Source organism: Streptomyces sp. B6B3, from assembly GCF_039871525.1.
In the GTDB taxonomy this organism is placed as follows: domain Bacteria; phylum Actinomycetota; class Actinomycetes; order Streptomycetales; family Streptomycetaceae; genus Streptomyces.
In genome coordinates this window covers 118603-143305 of record NZ_JBDPLU010000011.1, presented here as the reverse complement: position 1 = coordinate 143305, position 24703 = coordinate 118603, and the positions used below count along the sequence as shown (strand labels likewise).

Annotated in this window: 28 protein-coding genes and 1 pseudogene; 15 read left to right on the top strand and 14 right to left on the bottom strand. The window is 73.1% G+C overall.

Translation table 11 applies throughout. From position 1 onward, the window contains the following. Positions 1-54 precede the first annotated feature (54 nt). Positions 55-819, top strand: coding sequence for an SDR family oxidoreductase (locus ABGB06_RS22855; RefSeq protein WP_347592314.1), 765 nt, complete (start codon positions 55-57; stop codon positions 817-819). Between the two features lie 16 nt (positions 820-835). Here ABGB06_RS22855 and ABGB06_RS22850 read toward each other — a convergent pair whose 3' ends face one another. From ABGB06_RS22850 to ABGB06_RS22840, 3 genes are all read right to left on the bottom strand, one after another. Next, complete coding sequence (locus ABGB06_RS22850; protein WP_347592312.1) at positions 836-2413, bottom strand: HAMP domain-containing sensor histidine kinase; 1578 nt, start codon at positions 2411-2413, stop codon at positions 836-838. Next, positions 2410-3129 carry a response regulator transcription factor gene (locus ABGB06_RS22845; RefSeq protein ID WP_347592310.1) on the bottom strand — a complete coding sequence of 240 codons (720 nt, stop codon included), beginning with the start codon at positions 3127-3129 and terminating at the stop codon, positions 2410-2412. The genes ABGB06_RS22850 and ABGB06_RS22845 overlap by 4 nt, the downstream gene beginning before the upstream one ends. Before the next feature lie 100 nt (positions 3130-3229). Further along, a complete protein-coding gene (locus tag ABGB06_RS22840) occupies positions 3230-3790 on the bottom strand; it encodes an FABP family protein (RefSeq protein WP_347592308.1) in 561 nt (186 codons plus the stop codon). Positions 3791-4139: 349 nt separating this feature from the next. On the opposite strand from ABGB06_RS22840, the gene ABGB06_RS22835 reads away from it, so the two are divergent. Next, positions 4140-4502, top strand: a complete 363-nt coding sequence (locus ABGB06_RS22835; RefSeq protein WP_347592306.1) for a DsrE family protein — start codon at positions 4140-4142, stop codon at positions 4500-4502. 209 nt (positions 4503-4711) lie between these two features. Here the strand turns inward: ABGB06_RS22835 and ABGB06_RS22830 are convergent, their stop codons facing one another. From ABGB06_RS22830 to ABGB06_RS22805, 6 genes are all read right to left on the bottom strand, one after another. Beyond that, complete coding sequence (locus ABGB06_RS22830; protein WP_347592304.1) at positions 4712-4999, bottom strand: DUF1416 domain-containing protein; 288 nt, start codon at positions 4997-4999, stop codon at positions 4712-4714. A 31-nt stretch (positions 5000-5030) separates the two neighbouring features. Further along, a complete protein-coding gene (locus ABGB06_RS22825; protein WP_347592302.1) occupies positions 5031-5870 on the bottom strand; it encodes a sulfurtransferase in 840 nt (279 codons plus the stop codon). Positions 5871-5997: 127 nt separating this feature from the next. After that, on the bottom strand, positions 5998-6105 hold the full coding sequence (locus tag ABGB06_RS22820) for a putative leader peptide (RefSeq protein ID WP_347592300.1): 108 nt from the start codon (positions 6103-6105) through the stop codon (positions 5998-6000). 171 nt (positions 6106-6276) lie between these two features. Beyond that, positions 6277-6990 carry a DUF2993 domain-containing protein gene (locus tag ABGB06_RS22815; RefSeq protein WP_347592298.1) on the bottom strand — a complete coding sequence of 238 codons (714 nt, stop codon included), beginning with the start codon at positions 6988-6990 and terminating at the stop codon, positions 6277-6279. Between the two features lie 125 nt (positions 6991-7115). Further along, positions 7116-8072 carry a hypothetical protein gene (locus ABGB06_RS22810; protein WP_347592296.1) on the bottom strand — a complete coding sequence of 319 codons (957 nt, stop codon included), beginning with the start codon at positions 8070-8072 and terminating at the stop codon, positions 7116-7118. Between the two features lie 102 nt (positions 8073-8174). Beyond that, positions 8175-8486 (bottom strand): MoaD/ThiS family protein, encoded by a 312-nt coding sequence (locus tag ABGB06_RS22805; protein WP_347592294.1) that lies wholly within the window; start codon positions 8484-8486, stop codon positions 8175-8177. 237 nt (positions 8487-8723) lie between these two features. On the opposite strand from ABGB06_RS22805, the gene ABGB06_RS22800 reads away from it, so the two are divergent. From ABGB06_RS22800 to ABGB06_RS22780, 5 genes are all read left to right on the top strand, one after another. Next, positions 8724-9476 carry a response regulator transcription factor gene (locus ABGB06_RS22800; protein ID WP_347592292.1) on the top strand — a complete coding sequence of 251 codons (753 nt, stop codon included), beginning with the start codon at positions 8724-8726 and terminating at the stop codon, positions 9474-9476. A gap of 145 nt (positions 9477-9621) precedes the next feature. Next, complete coding sequence (locus tag ABGB06_RS22795) at positions 9622-10680, top strand: LacI family DNA-binding transcriptional regulator (protein WP_347592290.1); 1059 nt, start codon at positions 9622-9624, stop codon at positions 10678-10680. Between the two features lie 234 nt (positions 10681-10914). After that, the gene (locus ABGB06_RS22790) at positions 10915-11886 is read left to right on the top strand and encodes a trypsin-like peptidase domain-containing protein (RefSeq protein ID WP_347592288.1); all 972 of its coding nucleotides are present in this window, start codon (positions 10915-10917) and stop codon (positions 11884-11886) included. A 22-nt stretch (positions 11887-11908) separates the two neighbouring features. Next, positions 11909-12622 (top strand): response regulator transcription factor, encoded by a 714-nt coding sequence (locus tag ABGB06_RS22785; RefSeq protein ID WP_347592285.1) that lies wholly within the window; start codon positions 11909-11911, stop codon positions 12620-12622. Continuing rightward, complete coding sequence (locus tag ABGB06_RS22780) at positions 12619-14121, top strand: HAMP domain-containing sensor histidine kinase (protein ID WP_347592283.1); 1503 nt, start codon at positions 12619-12621, stop codon at positions 14119-14121. Before ABGB06_RS22785 ends, ABGB06_RS22780 begins: the two co-directional genes overlap by 4 nt. 26 nt (positions 14122-14147) lie before the next feature. On the opposite strand, the gene soxR is transcribed toward ABGB06_RS22780, so the two are convergent. After that, a complete protein-coding gene (soxR, locus tag ABGB06_RS22775) occupies positions 14148-14684 on the bottom strand; it encodes a redox-sensitive transcriptional activator SoxR (protein WP_347592281.1) in 537 nt (178 codons plus the stop codon). Positions 14685-14780: 96 nt separating this feature from the next. Here soxR and ABGB06_RS22770 point away from each other — a divergent pair, with 96 nt between their 5' ends. The 5 genes from ABGB06_RS22770 (at position 14781) to ABGB06_RS22750 (ending at position 18664) form a co-directional block, all read left to right on the top strand. Next, complete coding sequence (locus ABGB06_RS22770) at positions 14781-15632, top strand: metallophosphoesterase (protein WP_347592278.1); 852 nt, start codon at positions 14781-14783, stop codon at positions 15630-15632. 290 nt (positions 15633-15922) lie between these two features. Next, positions 15923-16702, top strand: coding sequence for a 4'-phosphopantetheinyl transferase superfamily protein (locus ABGB06_RS22765; RefSeq protein WP_347592276.1), 780 nt, complete (start codon positions 15923-15925; stop codon positions 16700-16702). 13 nt (positions 16703-16715) lie between these two features. Then, positions 16716-17717 carry a DJ-1/PfpI family protein gene (locus tag ABGB06_RS22760; RefSeq protein WP_347592274.1) on the top strand — a complete coding sequence of 334 codons (1002 nt, stop codon included), beginning with the start codon at positions 16716-16718 and terminating at the stop codon, positions 17715-17717. Beyond that, positions 17714-18463: a DJ-1/PfpI family protein gene (locus ABGB06_RS22755; protein WP_347592272.1), complete on the top strand. Its 750-nt coding sequence runs from the start codon at positions 17714-17716 to the stop codon at positions 18461-18463. The genes ABGB06_RS22760 and ABGB06_RS22755 overlap by 4 nt, the downstream gene beginning before the upstream one ends. 15 nt (positions 18464-18478) lie before the next feature. Next, positions 18479-18664 carry a hypothetical protein gene (locus ABGB06_RS22750; protein WP_347592270.1) on the top strand — a complete coding sequence of 62 codons (186 nt, stop codon included), beginning with the start codon at positions 18479-18481 and terminating at the stop codon, positions 18662-18664. Between the two features lie 42 nt (positions 18665-18706). Here the strand turns inward: ABGB06_RS22750 and ABGB06_RS22745 are convergent, their stop codons facing one another. From ABGB06_RS22745 to ABGB06_RS22735, 3 genes and pseudogenes are all read right to left on the bottom strand, one after another. Next, a complete protein-coding gene (locus ABGB06_RS22745) occupies positions 18707-19405 on the bottom strand; it encodes an Abi family protein (protein WP_347592268.1) in 699 nt (232 codons plus the stop codon). Between the two features lie 164 nt (positions 19406-19569). Next, complete coding sequence (locus ABGB06_RS22740; RefSeq protein ID WP_347592266.1) at positions 19570-19758, bottom strand: DUF397 domain-containing protein; 189 nt, start codon at positions 19756-19758, stop codon at positions 19570-19572. Beyond that, positions 19755-20596: pseudogene (locus ABGB06_RS22735) on the bottom strand (helix-turn-helix transcriptional regulator). The gene ABGB06_RS22740 and the pseudogene ABGB06_RS22735 overlap by 4 nt, the downstream one beginning before the upstream one ends. A gap of 130 nt (positions 20597-20726) precedes the next feature. Here ABGB06_RS22735 and ABGB06_RS22730 point away from each other — a divergent pair. The 3 genes from ABGB06_RS22730 (at position 20727) to ABGB06_RS22720 (ending at position 23910) form a co-directional block, all read left to right on the top strand. Beyond that, complete coding sequence (locus tag ABGB06_RS22730) at positions 20727-20975, top strand: hypothetical protein (protein WP_347592264.1); 249 nt, start codon at positions 20727-20729, stop codon at positions 20973-20975. A gap of 89 nt (positions 20976-21064) precedes the next feature. Further along, entirely contained in the window at positions 21065-22741 is a 1677-nt protein-coding gene (locus ABGB06_RS22725; protein ID WP_347592262.1) for a serine/threonine-protein kinase, read from the top strand. 2 nt (positions 22742-22743) lie between these two features. Next, on the top strand, positions 22744-23910 hold the full coding sequence (locus ABGB06_RS22720; RefSeq protein ID WP_347592260.1) for an FHA domain-containing protein: 1167 nt from the start codon (positions 22744-22746) through the stop codon (positions 23908-23910). Here the strand turns inward: ABGB06_RS22720 and ABGB06_RS22715 are convergent. Further along, the gene (locus ABGB06_RS22715; protein WP_347592258.1) at positions 23867-24625 is read right to left on the bottom strand and encodes an aminoglycoside adenylyltransferase domain-containing protein; all 759 of its coding nucleotides are present in this window, start codon (positions 24623-24625) and stop codon (positions 23867-23869) included. The two genes, ABGB06_RS22720 and ABGB06_RS22715, sit on opposite strands and share 44 nt — an antisense overlap. Between the last annotated feature and the right edge of the window lie 78 nt (positions 24626-24703).

The following is a 24703-nucleotide window of genomic DNA, read 5'->3' as shown; positions in this document are numbered from 1 at the left end:
CTGGGAGTCCCGGGGCGCGACGAGCCCCGGCGCACTCTGGGACACAATGGGGCCATGGATCTGGGACTGGCTGAACGGGTGTATGTCGTCACGGGCGGCAGCAAGGGTTTGGGTTTCGCCACGGCCGCCGCGTTGGTGGCCGATGGCGCGCGCGTGGTGCTCGCCTCACGCGACGAGAAGAACATGGCCGAGGCGGTCACCCGCCTCGAGGAGCAGGGTGCGGCCGGGCGCGCCATCGGCATCGCCGCCGACCTGTCCGACCCGGAGGCGGCGGGTCGGCTGGCGGAGGCCACCCTGGCCCGGCACGGGCGGCTGGACGGCGCGCTCATCTCGGTCGGCGGCCCGCCGCCGGCCCGGGCGGCCGACGCCACGGATGAGCAGTGGCGCGACGCGTTCGAGACCGTCTTCCTCGGCGCGGTGCGCGCGGTGCGCACCCTGATCGACTCGATGACCGGCGAGGGCGCCATCGGGCTCGTGCTCTCCACCTCGGTGCGCTCGCCGATCGCCGGCCTCGGCATCTCGAACGGGCTGCGCCCCGGGCTCGCCATGGTCGCCAAGGACATGGCGGACGAGTTCGGGCCGCGCGGCATCCGGGTGTTCGGCCTGATGCCCGGGCGGATCGCCACCGACCGGATGCGGGAGCTGGACGAGGTCGGCGAACCGGCGGCGGTGGCACAGGCGTTGAACTCCATCCCGCTGGGACGGTACGGCGACCCGACCGAGTTCGGGCGCACCGCGGCGTTCATGCTCTCGCCGGCCGCCGGGTACGTCACCGGCTCGGTCATCGCGGTGGACGGCGGCGCGCTGCGCTCGCTGTGAACCGCGCCGTCCGGCGTCAGGGCGCGGCGCCCGCCGCGTCCGCCGCCGGACGCGGGCGGGCGCCGGCGTCCGGCTCCGGCGGGCCGGCGGGCAGCCACACGCGGAACGTGGCGCCGCGCCCCGGCGCGGTGTCCAGCTCGATCCGCCCGCCGTGGGCGGCGGTCAGGGCGGACGCGATGGACAGGCCGAGCCCCAGGCCGGCACCCAGCTCCGCCTCCGGCGCCTCGCGCGCCTCCCGCGCCGTCGCTTCGTGGCCGTCGCCGGCGGCACCGCCGGCCCGGGGCACCCGGTAGCGGCGGTCGAAGACGTGCGGCACGTGCTCCGGCGGGATGCCGGGGCCGGTGTCGCTGACCTCCACCACCGCTCCGGAGGGCGCCGCGCCGGCAGCGGCGGCGGCGCGTCCCACCCGGACCGTGATCGACGCGTCCGGCGGGGTGTGGCGCAGCGCGTTGGCCAGCAGGTTGCTCACCACCTGGCGCAGCCGCAGCGCGTCCCCGAGCACGGTCACCGGCTCGGGCGGCCCGTCGCGTCCGGTCAGCGAGACATCGCGGTCCGGGGCCTGGACGCGCACGGCGCCCACCACGTCGGCGGCGAGCTCCAGCAGGTCCACCGGACCGCGGTCGAGCCGCGGCCGCTGGTCGAGCCGGGCGAGCAGCAGCAGGTCCTCGACCAGCACTCCCATCCGGCGCGCCTCGGCCTCGATGCGGACCAGCGCCTCGTCCCGGTCGCCGCCCCGCCGGCTCAGCTCCGCGAACCCGCGGATCGAGGTCAGCGGCGTGCGCAGCTCGTGCGAGGCGTCGGAGAGGAACCGCCGCAGCCGCCGCTCCGAACGACGCCGGGCGGTCACCTCCGCCTCGACCCGGTCCAGCATCGCGTTCATCGCCTGCCCGAGCCGCCCCGACTCGGTGCGCGGATCGCTGTCGGCGCCCGGCACCCGGCGGGCGAGGTCGCCGGCGGTGATCTCGCCGGCGGTGGCCTCCATCCGGGTCAGCGGCCGCAGCCCCAGCCGGATCATCCAGGCACCCGCCAGGCCGAGCAGCAGCACCACCACGCCGGTCACGACGGCGTCGATGACCAGCAGCCGGTTGAGTGTGCTGTCCACCTCGGCCAGCGAGGCGGCGCTGACCACCAGGCCGCCGTCCGAGCTCTCCCGCACGTGCACCCGCCAGTCGTGCCCACCCACGCCCCGGCCGCCCACCGTGAACGGTCCCTCACCCACCCGGTCGGCGAGCTCCTCGGGGCCGGGCAGCTCCGGATCCGGGGTGGTCGGGGTGGCCGGCAGCGAGGCCAGCAGCTCTCCGGCGTCGTCGAACAGGTACAGCCGGACCTCCTGGCCGAACCGCTCGTTGAGCAGCAGGTTGTCCGCCAGGTCGGTGCGGATCAGATCCGCCAGCTCCGCCGCGTTCAGCCCGTCCCCGGAACCCAGCCGGCCGGCCTCCGACCCGTCCGTGAACTGCGCGTCCACCCGGTCCATCAGGTAGGTGCGCAGCAGCACCAGGCCCGCGGCGTTGGCGGCCAGCAGCCCCAACGAGCAGAGCACCGCGGTGATCAGCACCAGCCGGGTGCGCAGCGTCAGCCGGCGCAGCCCGGTCACCGGGGCGCCGTCCGCAGCACGTAGCCGACGCCGCGCACCGTGTGGATCAGCGGCTCGCGGCCGTCGTCGAGCTTCCGGCGCAGGTAGTACACGTAGCTCTCGACGATGCGCGCGTCCCCGCCGAAGTCGTACGACCAGACCTGGTCCAGGATCTGCGCCTTGCTGAGCACCCGCCCCGCGTTGACCAGCAGGTAGTCGAGCAGCCGGAACTCGGTCGGCGACAGCTCCACCAGCTCCCCGCCGCGCCGCACCTCGTGGGCGTCCTCGTCCAGCTCCAGGTCCGCGTAGCGGAGCACGGTGTCGGGGACCTCGTCTGGCGCGTCCTCGGGCGCCGGCGCGCTGCGGCGCAGGATGGCGCGCACCCGCAGCACGACCTCCTCCAGGCTGAACGGCTTCGTGACGTAGTCGTCGCCGCCCACGCTCAGCCCGGCGATGCGGTCGCTGACCTCGTCCCTGGCGGTCAGGAACAGCACGGGGACGCGGCAGCCGTCGCGGCGCAGCGTGCGGGCCACCTCGAAGCCGTCGAGGTCCTGCAGCATGACGTCGAGCACGATCAGGTCAGGCGCCCGCGCGGCCACCGCGTTCAGCGCGGCCACCCCGCTGGCGGCGCAGCTGACGTCGAAGCCGGTCAGCCGGAAGGTCTGCGCCAGCAGGTCGCGGATGTTGGGCTCGTCATCGACCACCAGCACCCTGGCGGCGGCATCGGCGGGAATCACCCCTCCGTGTCTACCCCGGCAACCTCAAAGTTTCCTGAGAACCCGGAAACCCTGCCACCCGGCAACCCCGCCACCCGGAAACCCCGTCGGCGGGACCTGGTCAGCGGAAGAACGCGATGCCGTCGTCCGGGAGGTCCTTGAGGTCGGCGATCCACTCCCGGGGGTCGACGGCCTTCTTCAGGTGCGCGGACATGTACGGGCGGAGCGGGACGGACGGGGTGGCCTTCTCGCCGACCCACATCAGGTCGCCGTTGACGTAGCCGTAGAGCCGCTTGCCGCCGGTGTACTCGGGGGAGGCGGCGGTGCGGGCCACCGCGTCGGTGGCGAGGTCGAGCTGGGGCTTGCCCTCGGCCAGCTCGCCGTACCAGATTTCGGCCACCCCCTGGTCCCGGATCATCACGGCCTCGATCTGCCGGTCGGCGATGCGCCAGTACCCGACCTCGGACTCCAGCGGACGGACCCGCTCGCCCTCGTCATCCAGCAGCCAGGTGCGCGAGGCGTACTCCAGGAAGTCGCGGCCGTCGTGGCCGAAGGTGACCTGCTGGCCGAAGTTGCACGCCTCCTGGCCCGGAAACTCGGCGACGCCCGCGCCCTGCCAGGTGCCCAGCAGAAACACCAGCGGGGTGAGGCTCGGATGCAGGTCGGACGGGATCTCGATCACCGGCGCCGACCTCCGGCGAAGAAAGCCTCGTGCACGTGGGCGCCTCCAAAACGATGGCTGGGATTGGTTGTGAATTTCGTCCGTGACTGAGTTTAGTCAGCCACCTCGGGGGAGGCTCCCCTGAGGGTGAGTCGCGTGGCCTGCGACTTGCGTCCGGTGTTTGACCGTTTTGTGATCACGGGGACTGAACGCGAAGGGCGCCGCGTGCGTCTAAGCGCGTGGAGAGGAAGTGATCATGAATTGTCCGAATTGTGGTGGGACAATGCTCCAGGGGCCACAGGGCGACTGGGTGTGCGGAAATTGCGGCACCGTTCGTTAGCCCGGTAGCCCGGCCGGTTACGGTGGCGCCATGGCGCAGAAGTTGGTGGTCAAGGTGACGGCGGGGGCGGATGCTCCCGAGCGGTGCTCGCAGGCATTCACGGTGGCGGCGGTCGCCGCCGCGAGTGGTGTGGAGGTCTCGCTGTGGCTGACGGGGGAGTCGGCCTGGTTCGCCCTTCCCGGCCGTGCGGAGGAGTTCGAGTTGCCGCACGCCGCTCCGTTGCCCGAGCTGATCGACGGCATTCTGGCCGGCGGTCGGATCACCCTCTGCACCCAGTGCGCCGCTCGCCGGGGGATCGAGAAGGAGGATGTGACGGACGGGATCCGCATCGCCGGAGCGCAGGTCTTCGTCAGCGAGATCATGCCGGACGGGGTGCGGGCGCTCGTCTACTGAGAGCATCGGCACGGCACAGCCCACGCGTTCGATCGGGGGCGGTCAGGGAAAGCCAGGGGAGACGGCGTTCCGGGGGGCAACGGGGAGAACGGGGAACCCCCAGCACGGCAAGGGGAAAACGCAGGCCGCGCCCCACCGGCGTCGGTCGGGGCGCGGCCTGCGTGCCACTTCGGGCGCGGCCCCCGGGAGTCCGGGGGCCGGCGCCATGCTCACACCGCGATGGTGACCTCGGTCAGCCCACCCTGCTCGGCGACGACCTTGCGGTCCGCGCTGCCGCCGGGCACCAGGGCCCGCACGGTCCAGGTGCCCTCGGCCGCGTAGAAACGGAACTGGCCGGTCGCGGAGGTCGGCACCTCGGCGGTGAACTCGCCGCTGCTGTCCAGCAGCCGGACGTAGCCGGTCACCGGCTCGCCACCCCGGGTCACAGAGCCCTGGATCGTGGTCTCACCGGGCTTGATGGAGGCGGCGTCCGGGCCGCCGGGCTTCGCTCCGCACATGTCGGACTTCCCTCTCTTCGCTGCTGGAGGACTACTTGGCCGGGCCGGTCTCGACCGGCACGCCCACCAGGGAGCCGTACTCGGTCCAGGAACCGTCGTAGTTCTTGACGTTGGGCTGGCCGAGCAGCTCGTGCAGCACGAACCAGGTGTGCGCGGACCGCTCGCCGATCCGGCAGTAGGCGATGGTGTCCTTGCTCAGGTCCACGCCCTCCTCCTGGTACAGCTCCGTGAGCTCCTCGTCGGAGCGGAAGGTGCCGTCGTCGTTCGCCGACTTGGACCAGGGGATGTTCCGGGCGCTCGGCACGTGCCCCGCGACCTGGGACTGCTCCTGCGGCAGGTGCGCCGGGGCGAGCAGCTTGCCGCTGAACTCGTCGGGGGAGCGCACGTCCACCAGGTTCTTCACGCCGATGGCGGCGACGACCTCGTCGCGGAAGGCGCGGATCGAGGTGTCCTGCGGGCTGGCCTGGTACTGGGTCTCGGCGCGGGCCGGCACCTCCTCGACCAGCTCCCGGGCGTCCAGCTCCCACTTCTTCCGGCCGCCGTCGAGCAGCCGCACGTCGGAGTGGCCGTAGAGCTTGAAGTACCAGTAGGCGTAGGCCGCGAACCAGTTGTTGTTGCCGCCGTAGAGGACGACCGTGTCGTCGTTGCCGATGCCCTTGGCGGACAGCAGGCTCTCGAAGCCGGCCTGGTCGATGAAGTCGCGCCGGACCGGGTCCTGCAGCTCCTTCTTCCAGTCGATGCGAACGGCGTTCCTGATGTGGTTCTTCTCGTAGGCGCTGGTGTCCTCGTCGACCTCGACGAGCACCACCTTGTCGTCGTCGAGGTGGTCCTGGACCCAGTCGGCGTCCACCAGGACGTCACTGCGGCTCATGCTGTCTCTCCTTCAGCGATTGGCAGGGGGAAGGGCGTACCGAGGGAAACCGGGCGGGCCGGGGCGACCCGGCGCGCGGGGCGCAGGGTGGTGCCCGCGTGGTGCGCGCGGGGCGGGAGCACGGTCGTCAGCCGCCGCCGTGGCGGCGACAGCGCATGGCGGTGACGCGGCACAGGTCGATGGCCCGCCGCTTGGTCAGTCCCCCGGTGGGGATGCCCGTGGCCCGTCGCATCATGCCGCGATCGTACGGAGACGTGTCCGTTGTGTCATCGGCGTTCCGGGACCTGAGACGCCAGTGTCCGGCATATGAGATCGGCCGCTGATCGGGGCCGAGGGGGGTGCAGGGAGAGGAAGACTGGGGTGCGGAGAGAGGAAAGATGAGGAAAGAGAGGAAGACGAGTGGGGACTAGCCGAGGCCCACGTCCGTGCCGCGGATGTGCACGGTCACCCCGTCCTCGCCCGGCACCAGCGACTCCAGCTCAAGGCCGTCGGGCAGCCCGCTGATCGTCCGGCCCTGCCCCAGCTGGTCCTCGACCATCGCGTCGCCGCCGGGTATCGAGTCCGGCACGTTCTCCTCGATGATCTCCATCCGCACCTGGTCGCCCTCCACCACCAGCTCGCCGGTCACGTCGCCGACGTCGACGTTCTGGCCCATCACGGCGGCCTGCAGGTTGACCCGCAGCAGGTTGTCCCCGGCGTACTCGAAGGTGGCGCCGAAGCCGTTCGCCTCGCTGCCGAGCAGCTCCCCGTACGCCCGGGTCATCTCCTCGTAGTCGATCAGACCGGTGCCGTCGGCCTCGGACGCGACGGCCGAGGAGAAGCCCTCCAGTTCCGTGTCGCGGACCTCGATGTCCAGATCGTGGAGCGTGATGCTCTGGCCGTCCACCTGCGCCTGGTAGCTGTCCACGCCGAGCTGCACCTTGTCGAGGTGCTGGCCCGCCATCTGGGTCAGGAACGGGAAGCCCTCGATCGACACGGAGGGCTCCTCGCTCAGGCCGAGGCTGTCCCGCGCCTTGCTGGCCACCTCGCCCTCGGCGACCCAGACGGCCACCCGGTCCGCGACGATGAGAAGCACGACGAGGACGCCGAAGATGATCAGGCTGATCCGCAGAGCGCGCATAGGACTCAGGTCCCCCCTGGTGAAACGTTCACAATGCGGTGAGAGTAACCCGAGGGTGCCCCGGGCCCCGGCGTGGGAGGGCGGTTGCAGCACGCCCGTTACGCCCGTGACACTCCGGGGGCAGGCTACGCGAGCAGCCGGGCCAGCGGGTAGACGGCCGGTGCGGCGGCGGTCAGCGGCAGCGCGACCCCCGCCGTGAAGTGCACGAACCGGGACGGGAAGTCGTAGCTGGCCACCCGCAGGCCGATCAGCGCGCAGCAGCCGCCGGCCGCGCCCAGCCCCGCGCCCCAGGCGCCGGTCAGCTCGTCCGCGCCCACCGCCTGCGCCGCGACGCCCGCGCCCGCGGCGGCCAGCAGCGCCAGCAGGGTGGACACGCCCGGATCCGGCAGCACTCGGAACACCACCGCGGCCACCACGCACAGCGCCGCCACACCCCAGGCCCCGGTCAACGCGCCCGCGCCCGTCTCCTGCGCGGCGACGCCCACGCCCGCGACCGCCACCAGCGCCAGCAGTGCCCTGGCCATGCCGGGCCAGGGCAGCGCGCGGAACAGCACCGCCGCCGCCACGCCCAGCGCCGTGACCAGCACCGCGGTCTCGGACACCGAGACCGCCGCGAGATGCCCCGCGGCCAGCACGGTCAGCAGGCTGGCGGCGGCCGTCGCGGTCAGCGAGTCGAGCCGCTCGTCGGCCGAGCCGCGGTGCCGCAGCTGGAGCAGCAGCACCAGCAGGAACCACACGCCGAGGGCGCCCAGCAGCGCCTGGCCCACCCGGACCGGGGAGTCCTCGGGCGCCAGCAGCAGCGCGGCGTCCGCGGCCAGGCCGCCCGCGAAGGCCAGCGCGATGCCCTGCCGGGCCGGCCACATGCCGTTCAGCCGGAACCAGCCGGCCGCGGTCACCGCCTGCAGCAGCACGACGCACGGCAGCACGCCCACCCGTCCGAACGGCGCGGTGGCGGCGACCAGCCCGGCCAGGGCGGCGGTGAGCAGGGCGGGCAACGGACCCGGCGGGATGATCGGCGACCGCGCCCGGTGCCGAGCCCTCGGGCCGGGCTGGCCGTTCGCCGCCACCTGCGCGCTACTCATCGCACCCCTCCGTTCCGCACCCACCCACCGTCGCCGGCCTACGCCCGGCCGGCACCCCGGCCGACACGGCGGCAGCCGGCGTCGCGCCGGCGCGTCCGGGGATCACCGGACCCGCCGGGGACGTGCCGCCGCGGCAGCGGCGATCGCGGTTCCCGAGCCGCCCGCGAACGGGGGCAGCACCTCGACCATGCCGCCGTCCGGGAGCTCGACCGTCCCGTGCGGCCGCGAGCCCACCTGCTGGCCGTCGACCAGCAGCGAACAGCGGTCCAGCACCCGCGCGAAGTCGGGCCGGTCGGCGTGCCGCGCCCGCGCGGCGTCCAGCGCCTCGGCCAGCGTGGCGGCGTCGTACGCCTCCTCCGCCGTGCCCGCGGCGGCCTTCGCCGCCGCCCAGTAGCGGATCGTTCCGCCCGCCATCCCGCCAGCCCTTTCGATCAACGGTGTCCCCGGCCTGTCCCCGGCTGTCTCAGGCCGGCCCTAGCCTGCCACGGAACGAGCACGGGCCGCCCCGCTGCGCGAGCCGTAGTGTTTCGGCTATGCTTCTGTGGTTGTAAGGATCCGGGCACAGATGCCACCCCGGGTCCTTTCGTGCTTTCTGGGCAGAGCCGCTCGAAGAGTCCCCCGCGCCAGGACCGAGGAAGGAACGCCCCTCATATGAGCTCGCTGCTTCTCCTGACCAACGCCCTCCAACCGTCGTCGCAGGTGCTGCCCGCACTGGAACTGCTGCTGCACAACGTCCGGGTGGCCCCGGCCGAGGGGCCGGCCCTGGTCGACGCTCCGAGCGCTGACGTCATCCTCATCGACGGCCGCAAGGACCTGCCCCAGGTCCGCTCGCTCTGCCAACTGCTGCGCTCGACCGGTCCCGGCTGCCCGCTGGTCCTCATCGTCACGGAGGGCGGCCTCGCCGCGGTGACCGCCGACTGGGGCGTGGACGACGTGGTGCTGGACACCGCGGGCCCCGCCGAGGTCGAGGCCCGGCTGCGGCTGGCCACCGGCCGCCAGCAGCTGGTCACGGACGACTCGCCGATGGAGATCCGCAACGGCGACCTCTCGGTCGACGAGGCCACCTACAGCGCCAAGCTCAAGGGCCGGGTGCTGGACCTCACCTTCAAGGAGTTCGAGCTGCTGAAGTACCTGGCGCAGCACCCGGGCCGGGTGTTCACCCGGGCGCAGCTGCTCCAGGAGGTCTGGGGCTACGACTACTTCGGCGGCACCCGCACCGTGGACGTCCACGTGCGGCGGCTGCGCGCGAAGCTCGGCCCGGAGCACGAGTCGCTCATCGGCACCGTGCGCAACGTGGGCTACCGCTTCGTGGTGCCAGAGAAGGAGAGGGTCGAGGACGAGCAGGCCCGGGCGATCACCCGCGAGGCCGAGCAGGTGGTCAAGGAGGCCGCGCGCCGCAACTGACCGGTGTGGCCGGGACCTCCGGCCACACCGGAGCGACCACCGGCCGCCCCCGTGCGCCGGTCGGATCCGGCGGATCCCACGGAACGCGTGTCCGGATACCGGTCGGCGTATCCCAGCGGGTGGTTGCGCGCGTAGACTGCGGTCTGTGGCCAAGGTGACGCGGGATGACGTGGCGCGACTGGCGGGTACTTCGACCGCCGTCGTCAGCTATGTCATCAACAACGGCCCGCGCCCGGTCGCCGCGAGCACCCGGGAGCGGGTGCTGGCCGCGATCAAGGAGCTGGGATACCGCCCGGACCGGGTGGCGCAGGCGATGGCCTCGCAGCGGACGGACCTGATAGGGCTGATCGTGCCGGACGCGCGGCAGCCGTTCTTCGCCGAGATGGCGCACGCCGTGGAACAGGCGGCGGCGGAGCGCGGCAAGATGGTCCTCGTTGGGAACTCGGACTACGTCGACGAGCGCGAGGTGCACTACCTGCGCGCCTTCCTCGGCATGCGGGTGTCGGGTCTGGTGCTGATCAGCTCGGGCCCCAGCGAGCACGCCGCCGCCGAGATCGACGTCTGGGACGCGCGGGTGGTGCTGCTGCACCGGCGGCCCGAGGCGGTGAACGACGTCGCGGTCGTCGTCGACGACATCGGCGGCGCCCAGCTCGCCACCCGCCATCTGCTGGACCACGGGCACGCGTACGTGGCCTGTCTGGGCGGCATGGACTCCACGCCCGAGTCGGGCGACCCGGTCACCGACCACGTCACCGGCTGGCGCCGGGCGATGGCGGAGGCCGGGATCGACACCGAGGGCCGGCTCTTCCAGTGCGCCTACAACCGGTACGACGCCTACCGCGTCGCGCTGCGGCTGCTGTCGGGCCCCGACCGGCCGCCGGCCCTGGTGTGCGCGACCGACGACCAGGCGATCGGCGTGCTGCGGGCCGCGCGCGAGCTGCGCATCGACGTGCCGGGGGAGCTGGCGGTGGCCGGTTTCGACGACGTGAAGGAGGCGGCGCTCACCGATCCGCCGCTGACCACGGTCGCCTCGGACCGGGAGGCCCTGGCGCACGCCGCCGTGGACCTGGCGGTCGGCGAGGCGCACGGCGGGCCGGTCGAGCGGGTGCGGCAGTTCCCGGTGACGCTGAAGATCCGCCGCTCCTGCGGCTGCCAGCCGGACAGCTCCGACGTGCCGGCCGGCCACCGCGTCGCCCGGGCCTGAGCCCGCACCCCCGGTCCACCCCTGGCCTCCGGGCCGCGCCCGCATTCGAGCCCCGCCGTCCACACCGTCCCCGCCGTGCACCCTCCTGACCTGCGCCTGGCGTGGATTCTGAGAGGTTTCTGAGAAGCCTGTGCGAGGGCTCATCCGATCGGCCGGGTCGGACCCCACGGTTTTCCACGGGATTCTGAGACGCGTCTCAGACTCCTCTCATCTTCCGAGCCCACAGTCAGTGACATGAGCGAACACCAGGGAGAACACCAGGGATACGCCGGGTTCGACGAACCCCAGCGTCCCCACGGTCAGGTGTACGGGTCCCCGACCCTCGCCGCCGACCCGGTGCCGCCGGTCCCCGCGAGCGCCCCGAGGTCGCACGCCAGGGTCCGGGCGCTCCGGCCGGGGGTGCTGCTCGTCGGAGTGGGTCTGGTCAGCGCCCTCGTGGGCGGCGGCACCGCGGCCCTGCTCGACGAGACGCCGATCAGCGGCGACGCGGACAGCGCCGTCCAGGGCACCAACGCCGCGCTGGGCACCGACGGGACCGTGGCCTCCGTGGCCGCCGCCGTCAGCCCCAGCGTCGTCGAGATCACCACGCCCAACGCCACCGGGTCCGGCGTGGTCCTCAGCGAGGACGGCGACATCCTCACCAACAGCCACGTCGTCTCCGGCGCCGACACCGTCAGGGTGACCTTCAGCGACGGCAGCACGGCGGACGCCACCGTCCAGGGCACCGATCCCGAATCGGACCTGGCGGTGATCGACGCCGAGGGCGTCGACGGGCTGACCCCGGCCACCTTCGGCGACTCCGACGACGTCGTGGTCGGCGACGAGGTCGTGGCCATCGGCTCGCCCGAGGGCCTCACCGGCACCGTGACCAGCGGCATCGTCTCCGCGCTCGACCGGGACGTGACCGTCGACGTCAACCAGGAGCAGAACAGCGGCGGCAACTGGCCGTTCGAGTTCGGCGGCGGGCGCTACAACGGCGACGTCGGCTCCGAGACCACCACCTACCAGGCCATCCAGACCGACGCCTCCCTCAACCCGGGCAACTCCGGGGGCGCGCTGGTCAACATGGACGGCGAGATCATCGGCATCAACTCCGCGATGTACAACCCGACCGACACCGGCAGCAACGGGCTGGGCTTCGCGATCCCCAGCAACACGGTGGCCGACGTGCTGGACGACCTCGGCGCCCAGGCCTCGTGGGCCTGATCCCGGGTGCGAGACTGGCCGCATGACTGACGGCTCGCGGGTGTTGATCGTGGACGACGACCCCGCCGTGCGCGAGGCCCTGCAGCGCAGTCTCGCCTTCGAGGGATACGCCACCGAGACGGCCTCCGACGGCGCCGACGCCCTGGAGCGGATGGCGGCGCACCCCCCGGACGCCGTGGTGCTGGACGTGCTGATGCCCCGGATGGACGGCCTCACCACCGCGCGGCGGGTGCGCGCCGCCGGGAACCGGGTGCCGATCCTCATGCTGACCGCGCGAGACACGGTCGGCGACCGGGTCAGCGGACTGGACGCGGGGGCGGACGACTATCTCGTCAAGCCGTTCGAGCTGGACGAGTTGCTCGCCCGCCTCCGCGCCCTGCTGCGCCGCAGCGGCTACGCCCCCGAGGGCCCCGCGTCCGCCGAGGAGCCGGCCGAGTGGCTGGTCTTCGCCGACCTGCGGATGAACCCCACCACCCGCGAGGTGACCCGCGGCGAGCGCGTCGTGGAGCTCACCAGGACCGAGTTCACGCTGCTCGAGCTGCTCCTCACCCACCCGCGGCAGGTGCTCACCCGCGAGCAGATCCTGCACACCGTCTGGGGCTTCGACTACGAGCCCGCGTCCAACTCCCTGGATGTCTACATCATGTATCTGCGCCGCAAGACCGAGGCGGGCGGCGAGCCGCGGCTGGTCCAGACCGTGCGGGGCGTCGGTTACACGCTGCGCGAGGGCCGATGAGGGCGCCCGCAGTGGAGCGGTTGGGCGGGCGGCTGCCGCTGCGCGGGCGGCTGGCGCTGCTGACGGCGCTCGCCGTCACCGTGGCCGTGGCGGTGTGCGCGGTGGTCGCCTGGTTCCTCGTCCGGGACCAGCTGATCAACTCCCTCGACGAGCAGCTGCGCGAGACGCAGGTCAACGACGGCGACATCGCGGCCATGGTCAACGCGGGCAGGTGCACCGAGGAGCCGGAGGGGCCCGAGGACCAGCCGCAGGGCGCGCCTCCGGTGGTGTCGAACTACGTCATCCAGGTTGTGTTCGCGGACGGCAGCCACTGCGTCCTCCCGCTCTCCGAGACGACGCTGGACGTCACCGAAGCCGACCTGGAGATGACCCAGCAGGCCCAGCAGGCGCCGGTGCCCGGGCCCAGGCCGCACGTGCTGCACGACGCCACCGGGGCCAACGGCGAGGAGTACCGGGTGATGACCTCCCCGCTGCCGGGCAACAACGCGGCGGTGTCCGTCGCGCGCCCGCTGAGCGAGGTGGACGATCCGCTCAGCTCCCTGGCCGTCGTGCTGGCGCTCGTCGCCGCCGCGGGCGCGGTGGGCGCCGCCGGCGTGGGCGTGATGCTGGCGCGCGCTGGGCTGCGCCCGGTGAGCCGGCTCATCCAGACCGCGGAGCACATCGCCCGCACCGAGGACCTCAGCGTCCGGCTGCCGGTGCACGGCTCGGACACGGACGAGATCGCCCGGCTGTCCCGCTCGTTCAACTCCATGACCGCCGCGCTCGCCTCCTCCCGCGACCTCCAGCAGCAGCTGATCGCGGACGCCGGGCACGAGCTGCGCACGCCGCTCACCTCGCTCCGCACCAACATCGAGCTGCTCACCCGCAGCGAGGAGACCGGCCGGCCGCTGCCCGCACAGGACCGGGCGGAGCTGCTCGCCTCGGTGAAGGAGCAGCTGACCGAGCTCGCCGCGCTCATCGGCGACCTCCAGGAGCTGTCCCGCCCGGAGCAGGCCGGCGGCCATCCGGTGGTGGTCGGGCTGCACGAGGTGACCGAGCGGGCGCTGCGCCGGGCCGGACTGCGGGCCCGGGAGCTGCGGATCGACTCGGACCTGGAGCCCTGGTACGTGCGGGCCGAGCCCGCCGCCCTGGAACGCGCGGTGGTGAACCTGCTCGACAACGCGATCAAGTTCAGCCGGGTGGGCGGCGCCGAGGACTCGGCGGTGGCGACGAAACAGCAGGTCGAGGTGGTGCTGCGGGACGGGGTGCTGCGGATCCGCGACCACGGCCCCGGCATCGACCCCGAGGAGCTGCCGCACGTCTTCGAACGCTTCTGGCGTTCGCCCGGCGCGCGCGCCCTGCCGGGCTCCGGGCTCGGCCTGTCCATCGTGGCCAGGACCGTGCGGGCTTGCGGCGGCGACATCGCGCTGCGGCCGGCGGAGGGCGGCGGCACCGAGGCGGTGCTGACCCTGCCGGGCGCCCCCGCACCACCGGCCGAGCCGCCGACCGGCGCCGCGTAGGCGGCCACGCCGACTCCGCTACTCCGCTACTCCGCGCAGTCCTCCAGCAGCCGGCGCGGGCCGCAGCCGTGGTCGCCGCAGATGTCGTAGGGGTTGGCCAGCATGCAGGTGTCCAGCGAGAGGCAGCCGCAGCCGATGCACTCGGTGAGGTTGTCGCGCAGCCGGACCAGCTGGCGGATTCGCGCGTCCAGGTCGCTCTGCCAGGACGCGGAGACCACCGCCCAGTCCTCCCGGTTCGGGGTGCGGCCCTCGGGGAGCCGGTCGAGCGCCGCGCGGATCGCGTTCAGCGGCATGCCGACGTTCTGCGAGACCCGGATGAACGCCACCCGGCGCAGCATGTCGCGCCGGTAGCGGCGCTGGTTGCCCGTGGTGCGGCGGCTGCTGATCAGGCCCTGCTCCTCGTAGAAGCGGAGCGCCGAGGTGGCCACGCCGCTGCGCTGGGCGAGCTGGCCGATGGTGAGCTCCTTGGCGATCTGCCGCGACCCCGTGGTCTGGGTCGCGGTCGAGGTCTGGTTCGAGTTCTCGGTCGATGTCTGGGGCGCGACGGCAGGGGTGCTGTGCATGACCGCCAGCGTAGCCAGAGTTCAAGCTTTCTCGAAGTTGTCGGCCCGAGGTGCGTCCTGAGGTACGTTGAATGCGCCGACGAGAGGGGGAGTTGGGTGCGGACCGGGGGAAGGCTCGTCGCCATCAGCGACCTGCACGTGCGCCACGCGGAGAACCGCCGGATCGTCGAGCGGCTGTATCCGGAGTCGGACGAGGACTGGCTGCTGGTTCCCGGGGACGTCGGCGAGTTCGTCGCGGACGTCGAATGGGCGCTCGGACTGCTCGCCGAGCGGTTCGCCAGGGTGATCTGGGTCCCGGGGAACCACGAGCTGTGGACCGCTCCGGACGATCCCGTCCAACTGCGCGGCGAGCAGCGCTACCGGCATCTGGTGGAGCGCTGCCGGGCGCTCGGCGTGCTGACGCCCGAGGACCCCTACCCGGTCTGGGAGGGGGAGGGCGGCCCCGCCGTCATCGCCCCGCTCTTCGTGCTCTACGACTACACCTTCCGGCCGGCCGGGACGACGACCAAGCGCGAGGCGCTGGCGGTGGCGGAGGAGGCGGGGGTGATGGGGACGGACGAGGTTCTGCTGCACCCCGACCCGTACCCGAGCCGTGACGCCTGGTGCCGGGCCCGCGTCGAGCTGACCGAGAAGCGGCTCGCCGCCGAGCTGCCCGCCGACCTGCCCAGCGTCCTGGTGAACCACTTCCCGCTGGTCCGCGAGCCCACCCGGGTGCTGCGCTATCCGGAGTTCGCGCTGTGGTGCGGCACCGAGGCCACGGCCGACTGGCCGCGCCGCTTCCGGGCCACCTCGGTCGTCTACGGCCACCTGCACATCCCGCGGCTGATGTGGCTCGACGGCATACCGCACGTGGAGGTGTCGCTCGGCTACCCCCGCGAATGGCAGCCCCGCCAACTCCCCCCGGGCCGCCTCGTCCCCATCCTCCCCCGACCGGAGGCCCCCCGATGAGCCCCTCTTCCGAGACACCGGAGCCTCTGGTCCGACCAGCCGCCGGCCGGTCGGACCAGCCCGCCGCCGCGGGGGGAGCCGCGGAGACGGCGCGTCCCCCGGCCGCGCCGAGCGAGGCGACCGGCGACGGCGCCGAGCCGGACCGGCCGGCCTCCTCCGGCCCTCGCGTGGCGGTGGGAAGCGGGGGTGTGTCGCCCGTGGTGCGCGACGTCCGACCGGACGTGCCCGGCGCACCCGTGTCGGCGGGCTCGATGTGGAGGGCCGAGCGTGACGTGCACGGTGGGCCCCCGATGCCCGGCGAGGCGGCCGGCGGCGCCGAGAACGAGAGCGGTGCGGCCTACGCCGTCCTGCCGGACCCGCCGGACCCGCCGGACCCGCCGGACCCGCCCGGCAAGGGCGTCCGCGTCCTCGCCCGGCTGCTGCCCGAGACCGTGGTGGTGGGGGAGGCGTTCGGGGATCCGGCGGAGCCGGTCGTGCTGTTTCCGGAGGAGGAGGCGCACGTGGCGCGGGCGGTCCCGGTGCGCCGGCGGGAGTTCGGCACCGTGCGCGCGCTGGCGCGCACCGCGCTCGCGCGGCTCGGCGGCCCGCGGGTGCCGATGCTGCCGGGGGAGCGCGGCGCGCCGAGCTGGCCGGACGGGTTCGTCGGCAGCCTGACCCACTGCCGCGGGTACCGCGGGGCCGCCGTGGCGCGCGCGGCCGAGATCGCGTCCGTCGGCATCGACGCCGAGCCGAACGAGCCGCTGCCCGATCCGGGCATCCTCGACATGATCTCGTTGCCCCAGGAGCGCCCCCGGCTCGCCGAACTGGCCGCGGCGCGACCCGACGTGTCGTGGGAGCGCCTGCTGTTCAGCGCCAAGGAGAGCGTCTACAAGACGTGGTTCCCGCTCACCCGGCGCTGGTTGGGCTTCGAGGAGGCGGAGCTCGACCTCCGCCCGGACGGCACCTTCACCGCCCGGCTGCTGGTGGCCGGGCCGGTCGTGGACGACGTCCGCGTCGACGCGTTCAGCGGCCGCTGGCTGACCCACGAGGGACTGGTCCTCACGGCGATCGCCCTGCCGCGCGCCGGCTGAGGCGGCCTCGGCCATGGCGGACCGTCGGGTGGTGATCGTCGCCTACCACGACGCGCAGATCCTCGACATCGCCTGCCCCAGCGGCACCCTGGACATCGCCAACCGCTACGGCGCGACGCCCCGTTACGCCATCGAGCTGGCCAGCCTCGACGGCCGGCCGGTGCTCAGCTCCGCCGGCATCGGCCTGGCCGGGGGAAAGCGCCTCGGCGGCATCACGGGCGCGGTGGACACGCTGCTGGTGGTCGGCGGGATCGGGTACGACGGCGCGGCCGTGGAACCACGCCTCCTCGCCCAGGTGCGACGGCTGGCCGAGCGCAGCCGTAGGGTCGCGTCGGTCTGCACCGGCACGTACGTGCTCGCCGCCGCCGGGCTGCTCGACCACCGGCGGGTGACCACGCACTGGCGCTACGCCGACGATCTGGCCGCCCGGCACCCCACCGTGGCCGTCGACCCGGCCCCGCTGTACGTCCGCGACGGGCACGTCTACACGTCGGCCGGGGTGACCAGCGCGCTGGACCTCACGCTGGCGCTGATCGAGGACGACCACGGCCCGACGCTGGCCCGGCGGGTGGCCCGCGAACTGGTCACCTACCTGCACCGGCCGGCGGACCAGGCGCAGATCAGCATGTTCCTGGCCGCCCCGCCGCCCGGCGACCGGCTGGTGCGGGACCTGCTGGGCCACGTCGCCGCGCATCTGGGCGACGACCTCTCGCCGCGCGCGCTGGCCGCCCGGGCCGGCGTGAGCCCGCGGCACCTCACCCGCCTCTTCGCCACCCACCTCGGCACCACACCGGGGCGGGCGGTACGGGCGGCGCGCGCCGAGGGGGCCGCACACCTGGTGCGCGCCAGCGCACTGCCACTGGCCGCGATCGCCCGCCGCTGCGGCTTCGGCTCGGCCGAGACGCTGCGCCAGGCCCTGCTCGACCACTACGGCGTCACCGGGGACACACTCCGCAGGATGCCGGACATGCCCCGGCCGTGGGGTCGGCCGCCCCGGCAGACTCCGCGGGCATGACCACCACCAACGGGACCACCCGCCGCACCGTGCTGGCCGGCGCCGTGGCCGGTGCCGCGCTGGGCGCCGCCGCCGGGGCCGCCCACGCCGCCGAACCCGCCGGCCCGCACGTCGGGATCCTCCTCTACGACCGGTTCAGCCTGCTCGACCCGACCGGGCCCGCCGAGGTGCTCAGCCGGCTGCCCGGCGCCACGGTCACGATGATCGGCGAGCGGCGCGGGCCCGTCCGCACCGACACCGGCGACGTGTCCCTGCTGGCCGACCGGGCCGTGGACGAGGTGCGGCGGCTCGACGTGCTGCTGGTGCCCGGGGGCAGCGAGCGCGGCACGGTCGCCGCCATGGAGAACCCCGTGCTGCTGGACTTCGTCCGCCGGATCGACCGGCACACCCGCTGGACGACGTCCGTCTGCACCGGCTCGCTGGTGCTGGGCGCGGCGGGCCTGCTCCGGGACCGGGCCACCACGTACTGGGCGTCGGCCGGCTACCTGGAGTCGGCCTTCGGCGTGACGTACGTGCCCGAGCGCTACGTCGTCTCCGGCAAGGTCGTCACCAGCGCCGGCGTGTCCGCCGGCATCGACCTGGCCCTGTTCCTGGCCGCCGAACTGTCCGACGAGACGACGGCCCGCGGCATCCAGCTCGCCGTCGAGTACGACCCGCACCCTCCGTTCGACTCCGGCAACGCCGCCGACGCCACCCCCGAACTCAAGGCCCTGGCCCTCCGCCTCCTCGCCGACTCCCAGACCTGAGCCCGCGGATGCGGAATGCTGAAGGCCGTGAACCACATCACCATCGAGGACGAGAACCCGCCGCCTCGCCGCCGCTTCCACTCGACGGGCGCGGGCGACAGCGGCCGCACGGACATCGCGGAGCGTATGGAGGAACTCCTCGCCGGCCTAGCCGAGGGCCGGGACGTTCTCGCCGAGGAGGCCGAGAGGCCCCGAGGGTGAAGGACGCGGCAACCAACGCCGGGATGGCGGGGTCGGCCACGCTCACGGCCGCTCATCCAGCAGAGCCGCGACCCGGCTGTGGTACCGGATGTACCCGGCCAGGTCCGCACTGAGCAGCCCTGCGACCCACACCAGCTCCTCCATCCGCCGCTTCACCGGGGTGGCCAGCAGCGGCTCCCAGTGCGCCGCCCGGTTGCGGAGCTGGTGCAGCTTGCCGATGGCCCTGTCGACCATTGCCCGGTCGGTGCCGGGTGGAAAAGCCTTGTGGAGATGGGGAATCCAAAGTGTCTTCTCGTGTGCGGACGACGACAGGTAACGCCACTGTCCCAGTGACAGGTCGGCGATGATCTTTCCCGGTGGAGCCTGCGTGCCGTGCCGGTCTCGGGCGGCGTCGATCGCTTGTCGCACCTTGTGGTTGATGTCCCTGTGCTGCGTAGAGTGTGGGCCGACCTTCTTGGCGCGCAGCAGCGGCGCCCGCAGGGGGCTGGCGGGATCGTCCAACCAGTGCGCCGCACCGCGCCAGGTGGCGTCCAGCGCCGCAGCGTAGGCGTTGCGGAGGGCCACCTCCAGGTGCCCGAGATCATGGAGCACGGCACAGGTCAGGCTGGTATTCCACTGGTACAGCTCAAGAGCCCGTTCACGGTCGCCGCTGGCCTCGGCCAGGTACACCCCATAGCGCGCCGGGCTGAGCCAGACCTCTACCCAGGGTCCAGCACCAAAAGACCGGAGAGCCTGTGTCATGTGGTCCCGCTCCAGATTGGGGTATAGTCGTTGTTGAAAGCCCCGGTGGACCGCTGATCCTCGTGATCATGTCGCCGGGGCCAAGATGTTTTCGAGGGGCCTACGACGGTGAAGCGCTGCGGGTGGGTGCTCTGACCCCGCCCGCAGCAGGGAGATCGTCAGTCCTATAGCCGCGCCACGAACACCTGCCAGGCGGCCGTGGGGATGATGAGGGCGGGCCCTGGGTTCTTGCTGTCGCGGACGGGGACGGCGTCGGGGGTGTGGTCGGCCACCTCGACGCATGAGCCGTTGCTGCCGCCGCTGTAGCTGCTCTTGCGCCACCGAGCGGTCGACAGGTCATGCTGAGTGGTCATTTCCTGTATTCCTCTGCCACTGATTCGATCAGGGATAGGGACTCCTCGGGCGACAACGCGGTAGCCCTGGCCAGATCGTAATACATCTCGCAGCGAGTGATCAGGGCCGGATCGTCGAGCAGTTGACCGACGTGCGGGCTTTCCACATACGCCACGGGAGGCGCGTCCGTGAACGTCATCAACGTCAGGAATCCCTCCATCAGCGCGTACGCCCCGGCGGCGTACGGGAGAACCTGCACGAGCGCGCGGCGGTCCCGCACGACGCGTGCGATATGGGTGAGCTGCTCGCTCATCGCCGCGCGCCCGCCCACCGGCCGCCGAATCACCGCCTCGTCCAGCACCGCCCAGTACGTCGGCGGTTGGTTTCCGTCCGCCGGTCGGAGAACGCGGGCGCGCGCGACGCGGTTCGCGACCCGTTGTTGATCTCCTCGTCGGCCGTCAGCGGTTCGGCCGCGTGGAACACCGCACGGGCGTACGCCTCGGTCTGCAGCAGCCCCGGTACCAGCAGGGGCGCGAAGTCGCAGATGGTCCGGGCGTGGGTCTCCAACTCGTAGGCGTCGGAGAAGTAGTGGACGTACGGGCTCTTGTTGATCAGCTCGTTCCACATGCGTTCGAAAAAGCCGTCGGTTTGCAGAGCCTGGTCGAAACGCTGCGAGTGGTCCAACTGCGGTTTGCGCGTGGCCTGCTCGAACTGGCTGACGTATCCGGCCGAACAGAAGGCCATCTTGCCCAGCTCGTCCTGGGTGAGACCCGCCGACTCGCGGCGGCGCTTGAGTTCCGCGCCGAAGAAGGGCCAGCCGAGCCGCCAGGGGCCGAAATGGGCGCGCGTATTGGCCATGGAATGACTCCCTGCAACGAAGTTCTTTCACACTCGTGTTGCTTTGCGCATCCCCCTGGTGAGGCTAACGCCCGGTGCCGACGCTGGGGGTGGAAACCGAGAAAGCGATCCGAGAGAGGCGTTTCCCGCCATGGAATTCCAACCCGGAAACGATCCGGAGCCCGCGCCACGGCCCGCGGTGGGCAGCCTCGTCCACGACGGCCGCCGGCAGGCGATCGGCGTCGTCATGGGCCACGTCGGCCCCAACTACCAGCTGCGCCCGCCGAGCGGCGGTCGCGAGTGGGACGCCGCCCCCGGCGATCTCCGCCCGCTCTCGCCCGCGGAGGCGCTCGCCGCCAAGGTCGCCGAGGCCAACCGGCAGAGCCGGCAACCCAGATGACCAGAACACCGGTGGCGCCGGTGACCCGTCACGGAGCAACGATCTGAGTACACTGCCCTGTTGTTCCGGAGCCGGGGGAGGGGCTGTCCATGAGCACGCACGTCGGTTCGGCCTTCGCGTCGCTCGCGCCGGAGGATCCGCCCGAGATCGCGGACTACCGGCTGCTCGCCCGGCTCGGCGAGGGCGGCATGGGCACCGTCTACCTCTCGCACACCCGTGGCGGCCAGCCCGTGGCGCTGAAGCTGATCCGGCGTGAGTACGCCCAGGACGCGGCGTTCCGACGCCGGTTCGCCCAGGAGGTGGCGGCGGCCCGGCGCGTGAAGGGCTACCACCTGGTGCCCGTCGTCGACCACGACACCACCGGTGAACTGCCGTGGCTGGCATCCGAGTTCATACCCGGCGTCACCCTGGCCGAGGCGTTGGAGACGTTCGGGCCGTTGCCGGTTCCCGCCGTGTTCCAGCTCGTGGGCTGCGCGGCCCGGGCGCTGACCGCGATCCACTCGGCCGGGGTGGTGCACCGCGACCTGAAGCCCAGCAACGTCATGCTCGCCGCCGCCGGCCCGTACGTCATCGACTTCGGCATCGCCCGCGCGACCGAGTCCACCGCGCTCACCACCACAGGCGGGCTGATCGGCACGCCGCAGTACATGTCGCCCGAGCACGCGCTCGGCCAGCCGGTGGGCCCGGCCAGCGACCTCTTCTCGCTCGGCCTGATCGCCGCGATCGCCGCGACCGGGCGGCACCCGTACGGCGAGGGCGGCGGGCTGACGGTCGCCACGCAGATCGCCAACACCGCCATGCGGCCCCCCGACCTGTCGGGCTACCCGGAGCGGCTGCGGCCGTTGCTGGAGCGATGCCTGACGGCCGAGCCCTTCGAGCGGATCGCGCCGGTGGAGGCCGCCGAATGGTGCGAGGAGGCGGCCGGGCGCCCGTTGCGCGATGTCGCGGGCTGGCTGCCGGAGCCGCTGAGCGACGCCGTCGCCCAGCGCACCGCGGAGCCCCGCACCCCGCCGACAACGGCACCGCGCGGGACGGACCCGGTTCCGCCGCCGCCCTCCCTTACCCCGCCCCCCGCCGCGCCGCCGGGCCCGACGCGCCAGCAGCCGCCGCCCGAGGCGTCGTCGAACAGGAGGTTCGTGGTGGCGGTCTCGGTGGCGGCGGTCCTCGCGGTGCTGCTCGTCGGCTCCGTCGCGACCGACTGGTTCTCGCCGAACGACTCCGGCGGGGATTCCGAGGCGTCCGACGGCTCGGGCGCGGGCGACGGTGGCGGGGAAGGGGATGAGGACGCGCAGGACACCGGGGACGCGCGGGACACGGAACAGCCCGACGCGTCCTCGTCGCCGAGCGCCGAACCTCCCGAGCCCGAGTACCGGCCCCGTATCGAGAACGAGCCGTTGGAGATCCGCGCCAACCCGTTGGACATTTCTTTTGTGGACTTGGACGTCCCGCAGATGGGTGGGGAGAGCGAGGACAGCGAGGTGTACATCGACACCTACGGCAGCCCCCGTTGGGGCTTCAGCACCCAGACCGGCATCAGCACGTCACGGACGCCCGAGGACTGTCTGCGGGCCTCGCGGACGAACGCGCTGCCCGAGGAGGTGACCTTCGACGAGTTCGAGAACGTGCTCCCCGTCGGGACCCTGCTGTGCACCGAGACCACCGAGGGCGACGTCGCCATGCTGGAGATCACCGACATCTCGCCGGCCATCAGCGAGGACTACCTGCGCGACGTCTCCACCCTCGTCACGGTGTGGGAACAGGGCTGATCATGTCCGCGGACCGGATCGACGGGCTCGACCGGATCGAGGAGCATCTGGCCGGCCCGGAGGAGGCCGACGCGCTGGTGGACCTCTCCAACGTGGTCCGCGACGTCCGGCTCGGGGATCGCCGTCAGCAGCGCTCGCTCGACCGGCTGCGGCTGGTCATCGAGGCGCTCGCGCGCCGCGTCGGCGACCGGGACGTGAAGGTCTACGCGATCGCCGACGGCAGCCTGCGTGCGCCCGCCGGCTATCCCGACCGCGCGCAGCCGCGGTGGCTGGCGCGCTGGATCGACCGAGGGCTGGTGGAACAGGCCGAGGACGCGGACCCGCCGCTGCTGGAACTCGCCGACGTGACCGGGCTGCCGGTCGTCTCCAACGACGACTTCGCCGACTTCCGCGTCGACCACCCGTGGATCCAGGGCGACACCACGCAGTTCCTCGGCTTCGTGCCCATCCTCAAGGGCGCCGGCGTGCTGCTGCGCGAGCGGGACATGGGCGTGCGCTCCCCGGCGCAGATCTCGCGGAAGCTGGAGGAGTCCGACCTCAAGCGCCACGGGCTGCTCGTCGGCCGGAACCGGAGGCCGTTGACCGAGGTCGTGAAGCGCGCCTGGCGCTGCCCCGAGCGCGGCTGTTCGCTGTACGACAGCCGCCGGGGCATCGCCGTGCGCCTGCCGTACGTGCGTCAGGGCGTCCCGTTGTGTGAGCTCCACCGTGCCCCGCTCGTCGACGACGGCCCGCGCACCGGCATCGTGCAGCTGAAGCTGCTCGTGGACGGCGCGTGCGTGCACCGGTTCACGCTCGAAGCGGACGCGACCGTGGAGCTGGGGCGTTCCCCCGACCCGGACGGCATCGCGCTGTACGGCCTGCTCCCGGAGGGCGTGCGGGGGCGGGTGAGCCGGCGACACCTCGCGGCCCGGGTCGAGGAGAACGTCCTCCTCGTGCGGAACCTCAGCGCCGGCGGCACGCGGCTGCGGCACCACGGCGCGCCGGAGTGGAAGCCGCTGGCCGAGGAGTTCGTGCCCTTCCACGTCAACGACGTCGTGGAACTGGTCCCCGGCGTCACCGTGACCCGCAGTGCCCGCCGCTACCCGCCCGAGATCGCGGCTGCCTGGCGCGGCACCGCCCGCCGGCTCACCGGATCGGGCCCGGCCCAGGCGGCCACCGAGTCGTGGTGAGCGTCGCCTCGACGAACGCTGCTGCCTCGTCGGCGCCAGGGCCTGGGGCGCCGGTGCGATGGTGGGACAGGGCGGCGGTCACCGTGGCGTCGCCCGGGTGCCGGGCCAGATACCACGCCGCGCCGTCGATCTTCGAGCACAGCACGCCGTCCTCGGCGAACCGCGCCGCCCGGCAGGCGTTGAGCACGGCGTAGGCGGGGCGGCCGTGGTCGAGGCCCCAGCGCAGCTCGTCCGCCATCGCCGCCAGCACCCGGTCGCGCGGGACCGGGCCGAACACCCGGGCGGGCGGCGGGCCGAGGACCGCGACCGCGTGGGTTCGGCAGACGGCCGCGTGCAGGACGAGGTCGGGGTCGCCGGCGGCGTCCGCGCCGGGCACGATCACGGGCTCGGGCCCTGTCGTGTTGACGTGTACCTCGAACGGGCAGGCGCCGAGGTCGCGCGCGGTCGCCGCCGTGATGACGCTCAGCTCCAGGCCGGTGCCGGGGCAGCGTTCAGCCCGGGTCGCGGCCACGATCGCCTCGCCCAGCCGCCGTTGGTCGGCCGCCGTGCCGGGCTCGCCCACGGCGAGGACGTCCACGTCGCTGCGCGCCGGGTCGAAGCCGCCCAGGACCGCCGAGCCGTGCAGGTAGACGCCGACCAGGCCCCGGCCTGCGGCGGCGAGGGTGGCGGCCCAGCGGAACACCTCGGGCGGGACGTGCACGGGAGTGGCGCTCACGGCCCGGACGCTACAGCGGACACGACGCGGGCCGGGATCCACCCCGTGGGGTCCCGGCCCGCGTTGCTCGGTGTCTCA

Excerpts from the sequence above, each read along its gene's own strand:
- ABGB06_RS22855 (WP_347592314.1), top strand. The coding sequence starts at position 55 with ATGGATCTGGGACTGGCTGAACGGGTGTATGTCGTCACGGGCGGCAGC.
- ABGB06_RS22835 (WP_347592306.1), top strand. The coding sequence starts at position 4,140 with ATGGCGCAGAAGTTGGTGGTCAAGGTGACGGCGGGGGCGGATGCTCCC.
- ABGB06_RS22830 (WP_347592304.1), bottom strand. The coding sequence starts at position 4,999 with ATGTGCGGAGCGAAGCCCGGCGGCCCGGACGCCGCCTCCATCAAGCCC.
- ABGB06_RS22825 (WP_347592302.1), bottom strand. The coding sequence starts at position 5,870 with ATGAGCCGCAGTGACGTCCTGGTGGACGCCGACTGGGTCCAGGACCAC.
- ABGB06_RS22820 (WP_347592300.1), bottom strand. The coding sequence starts at position 6,105 with ATGATGCGACGGGCCACGGGCATCCCCACCGGGGGACTGACCAAGCGG.
- ABGB06_RS22815 (WP_347592298.1), bottom strand. The coding sequence starts at position 6,990 with ATGCGCGCTCTGCGGATCAGCCTGATCATCTTCGGCGTCCTCGTCGTG.
- ABGB06_RS22810 (WP_347592296.1), bottom strand. The coding sequence starts at position 8,072 with ATGAGTAGCGCGCAGGTGGCGGCGAACGGCCAGCCCGGCCCGAGGGCT.
- ABGB06_RS22805 (WP_347592294.1), bottom strand. The coding sequence starts at position 8,486 with ATGGCGGGCGGAACGATCCGCTACTGGGCGGCGGCGAAGGCCGCCGCG.
- ABGB06_RS22800 (WP_347592292.1), top strand. The coding sequence starts at position 8,724 with ATGAGCTCGCTGCTTCTCCTGACCAACGCCCTCCAACCGTCGTCGCAG.
- ABGB06_RS22790 (WP_347592288.1), top strand. The coding sequence starts at position 10,915 with ATGAGCGAACACCAGGGAGAACACCAGGGATACGCCGGGTTCGACGAA.
- ABGB06_RS22785 (WP_347592285.1), top strand. The coding sequence starts at position 11,909 with ATGACTGACGGCTCGCGGGTGTTGATCGTGGACGACGACCCCGCCGTG.
- ABGB06_RS22780 (WP_347592283.1), top strand. The coding sequence starts at position 12,619 with ATGAGGGCGCCCGCAGTGGAGCGGTTGGGCGGGCGGCTGCCGCTGCGC.
- soxR (WP_347592281.1), bottom strand. The coding sequence starts at position 14,684 with ATGCACAGCACCCCTGCCGTCGCGCCCCAGACATCGACCGAGAACTCG.
- ABGB06_RS22765 (WP_347592276.1), top strand. The coding sequence starts at position 15,923 with ATGCCCGGCGAGGCGGCCGGCGGCGCCGAGAACGAGAGCGGTGCGGCC.
- ABGB06_RS22760 (WP_347592274.1), top strand. The coding sequence starts at position 16,716 with ATGGCGGACCGTCGGGTGGTGATCGTCGCCTACCACGACGCGCAGATC.
- ABGB06_RS22755 (WP_347592272.1), top strand. The coding sequence starts at position 17,714 with ATGACCACCACCAACGGGACCACCCGCCGCACCGTGCTGGCCGGCGCC.
- ABGB06_RS22750 (WP_347592270.1), top strand. The coding sequence starts at position 18,479 with ATGCTGAAGGCCGTGAACCACATCACCATCGAGGACGAGAACCCGCCG.
- ABGB06_RS22745 (WP_347592268.1), bottom strand. The coding sequence starts at position 19,405 with ATGACACAGGCTCTCCGGTCTTTTGGTGCTGGACCCTGGGTAGAGGTC.
- ABGB06_RS22740 (WP_347592266.1), bottom strand. The coding sequence starts at position 19,758 with ATGACCACTCAGCATGACCTGTCGACCGCTCGGTGGCGCAAGAGCAGC.
- ABGB06_RS22730 (WP_347592264.1), top strand. The coding sequence starts at position 20,727 with ATGGAATTCCAACCCGGAAACGATCCGGAGCCCGCGCCACGGCCCGCG.
- ABGB06_RS22725 (WP_347592262.1), top strand. The coding sequence starts at position 21,065 with ATGAGCACGCACGTCGGTTCGGCCTTCGCGTCGCTCGCGCCGGAGGAT.
- ABGB06_RS22720 (WP_347592260.1), top strand. The coding sequence starts at position 22,744 with ATGTCCGCGGACCGGATCGACGGGCTCGACCGGATCGAGGAGCATCTG.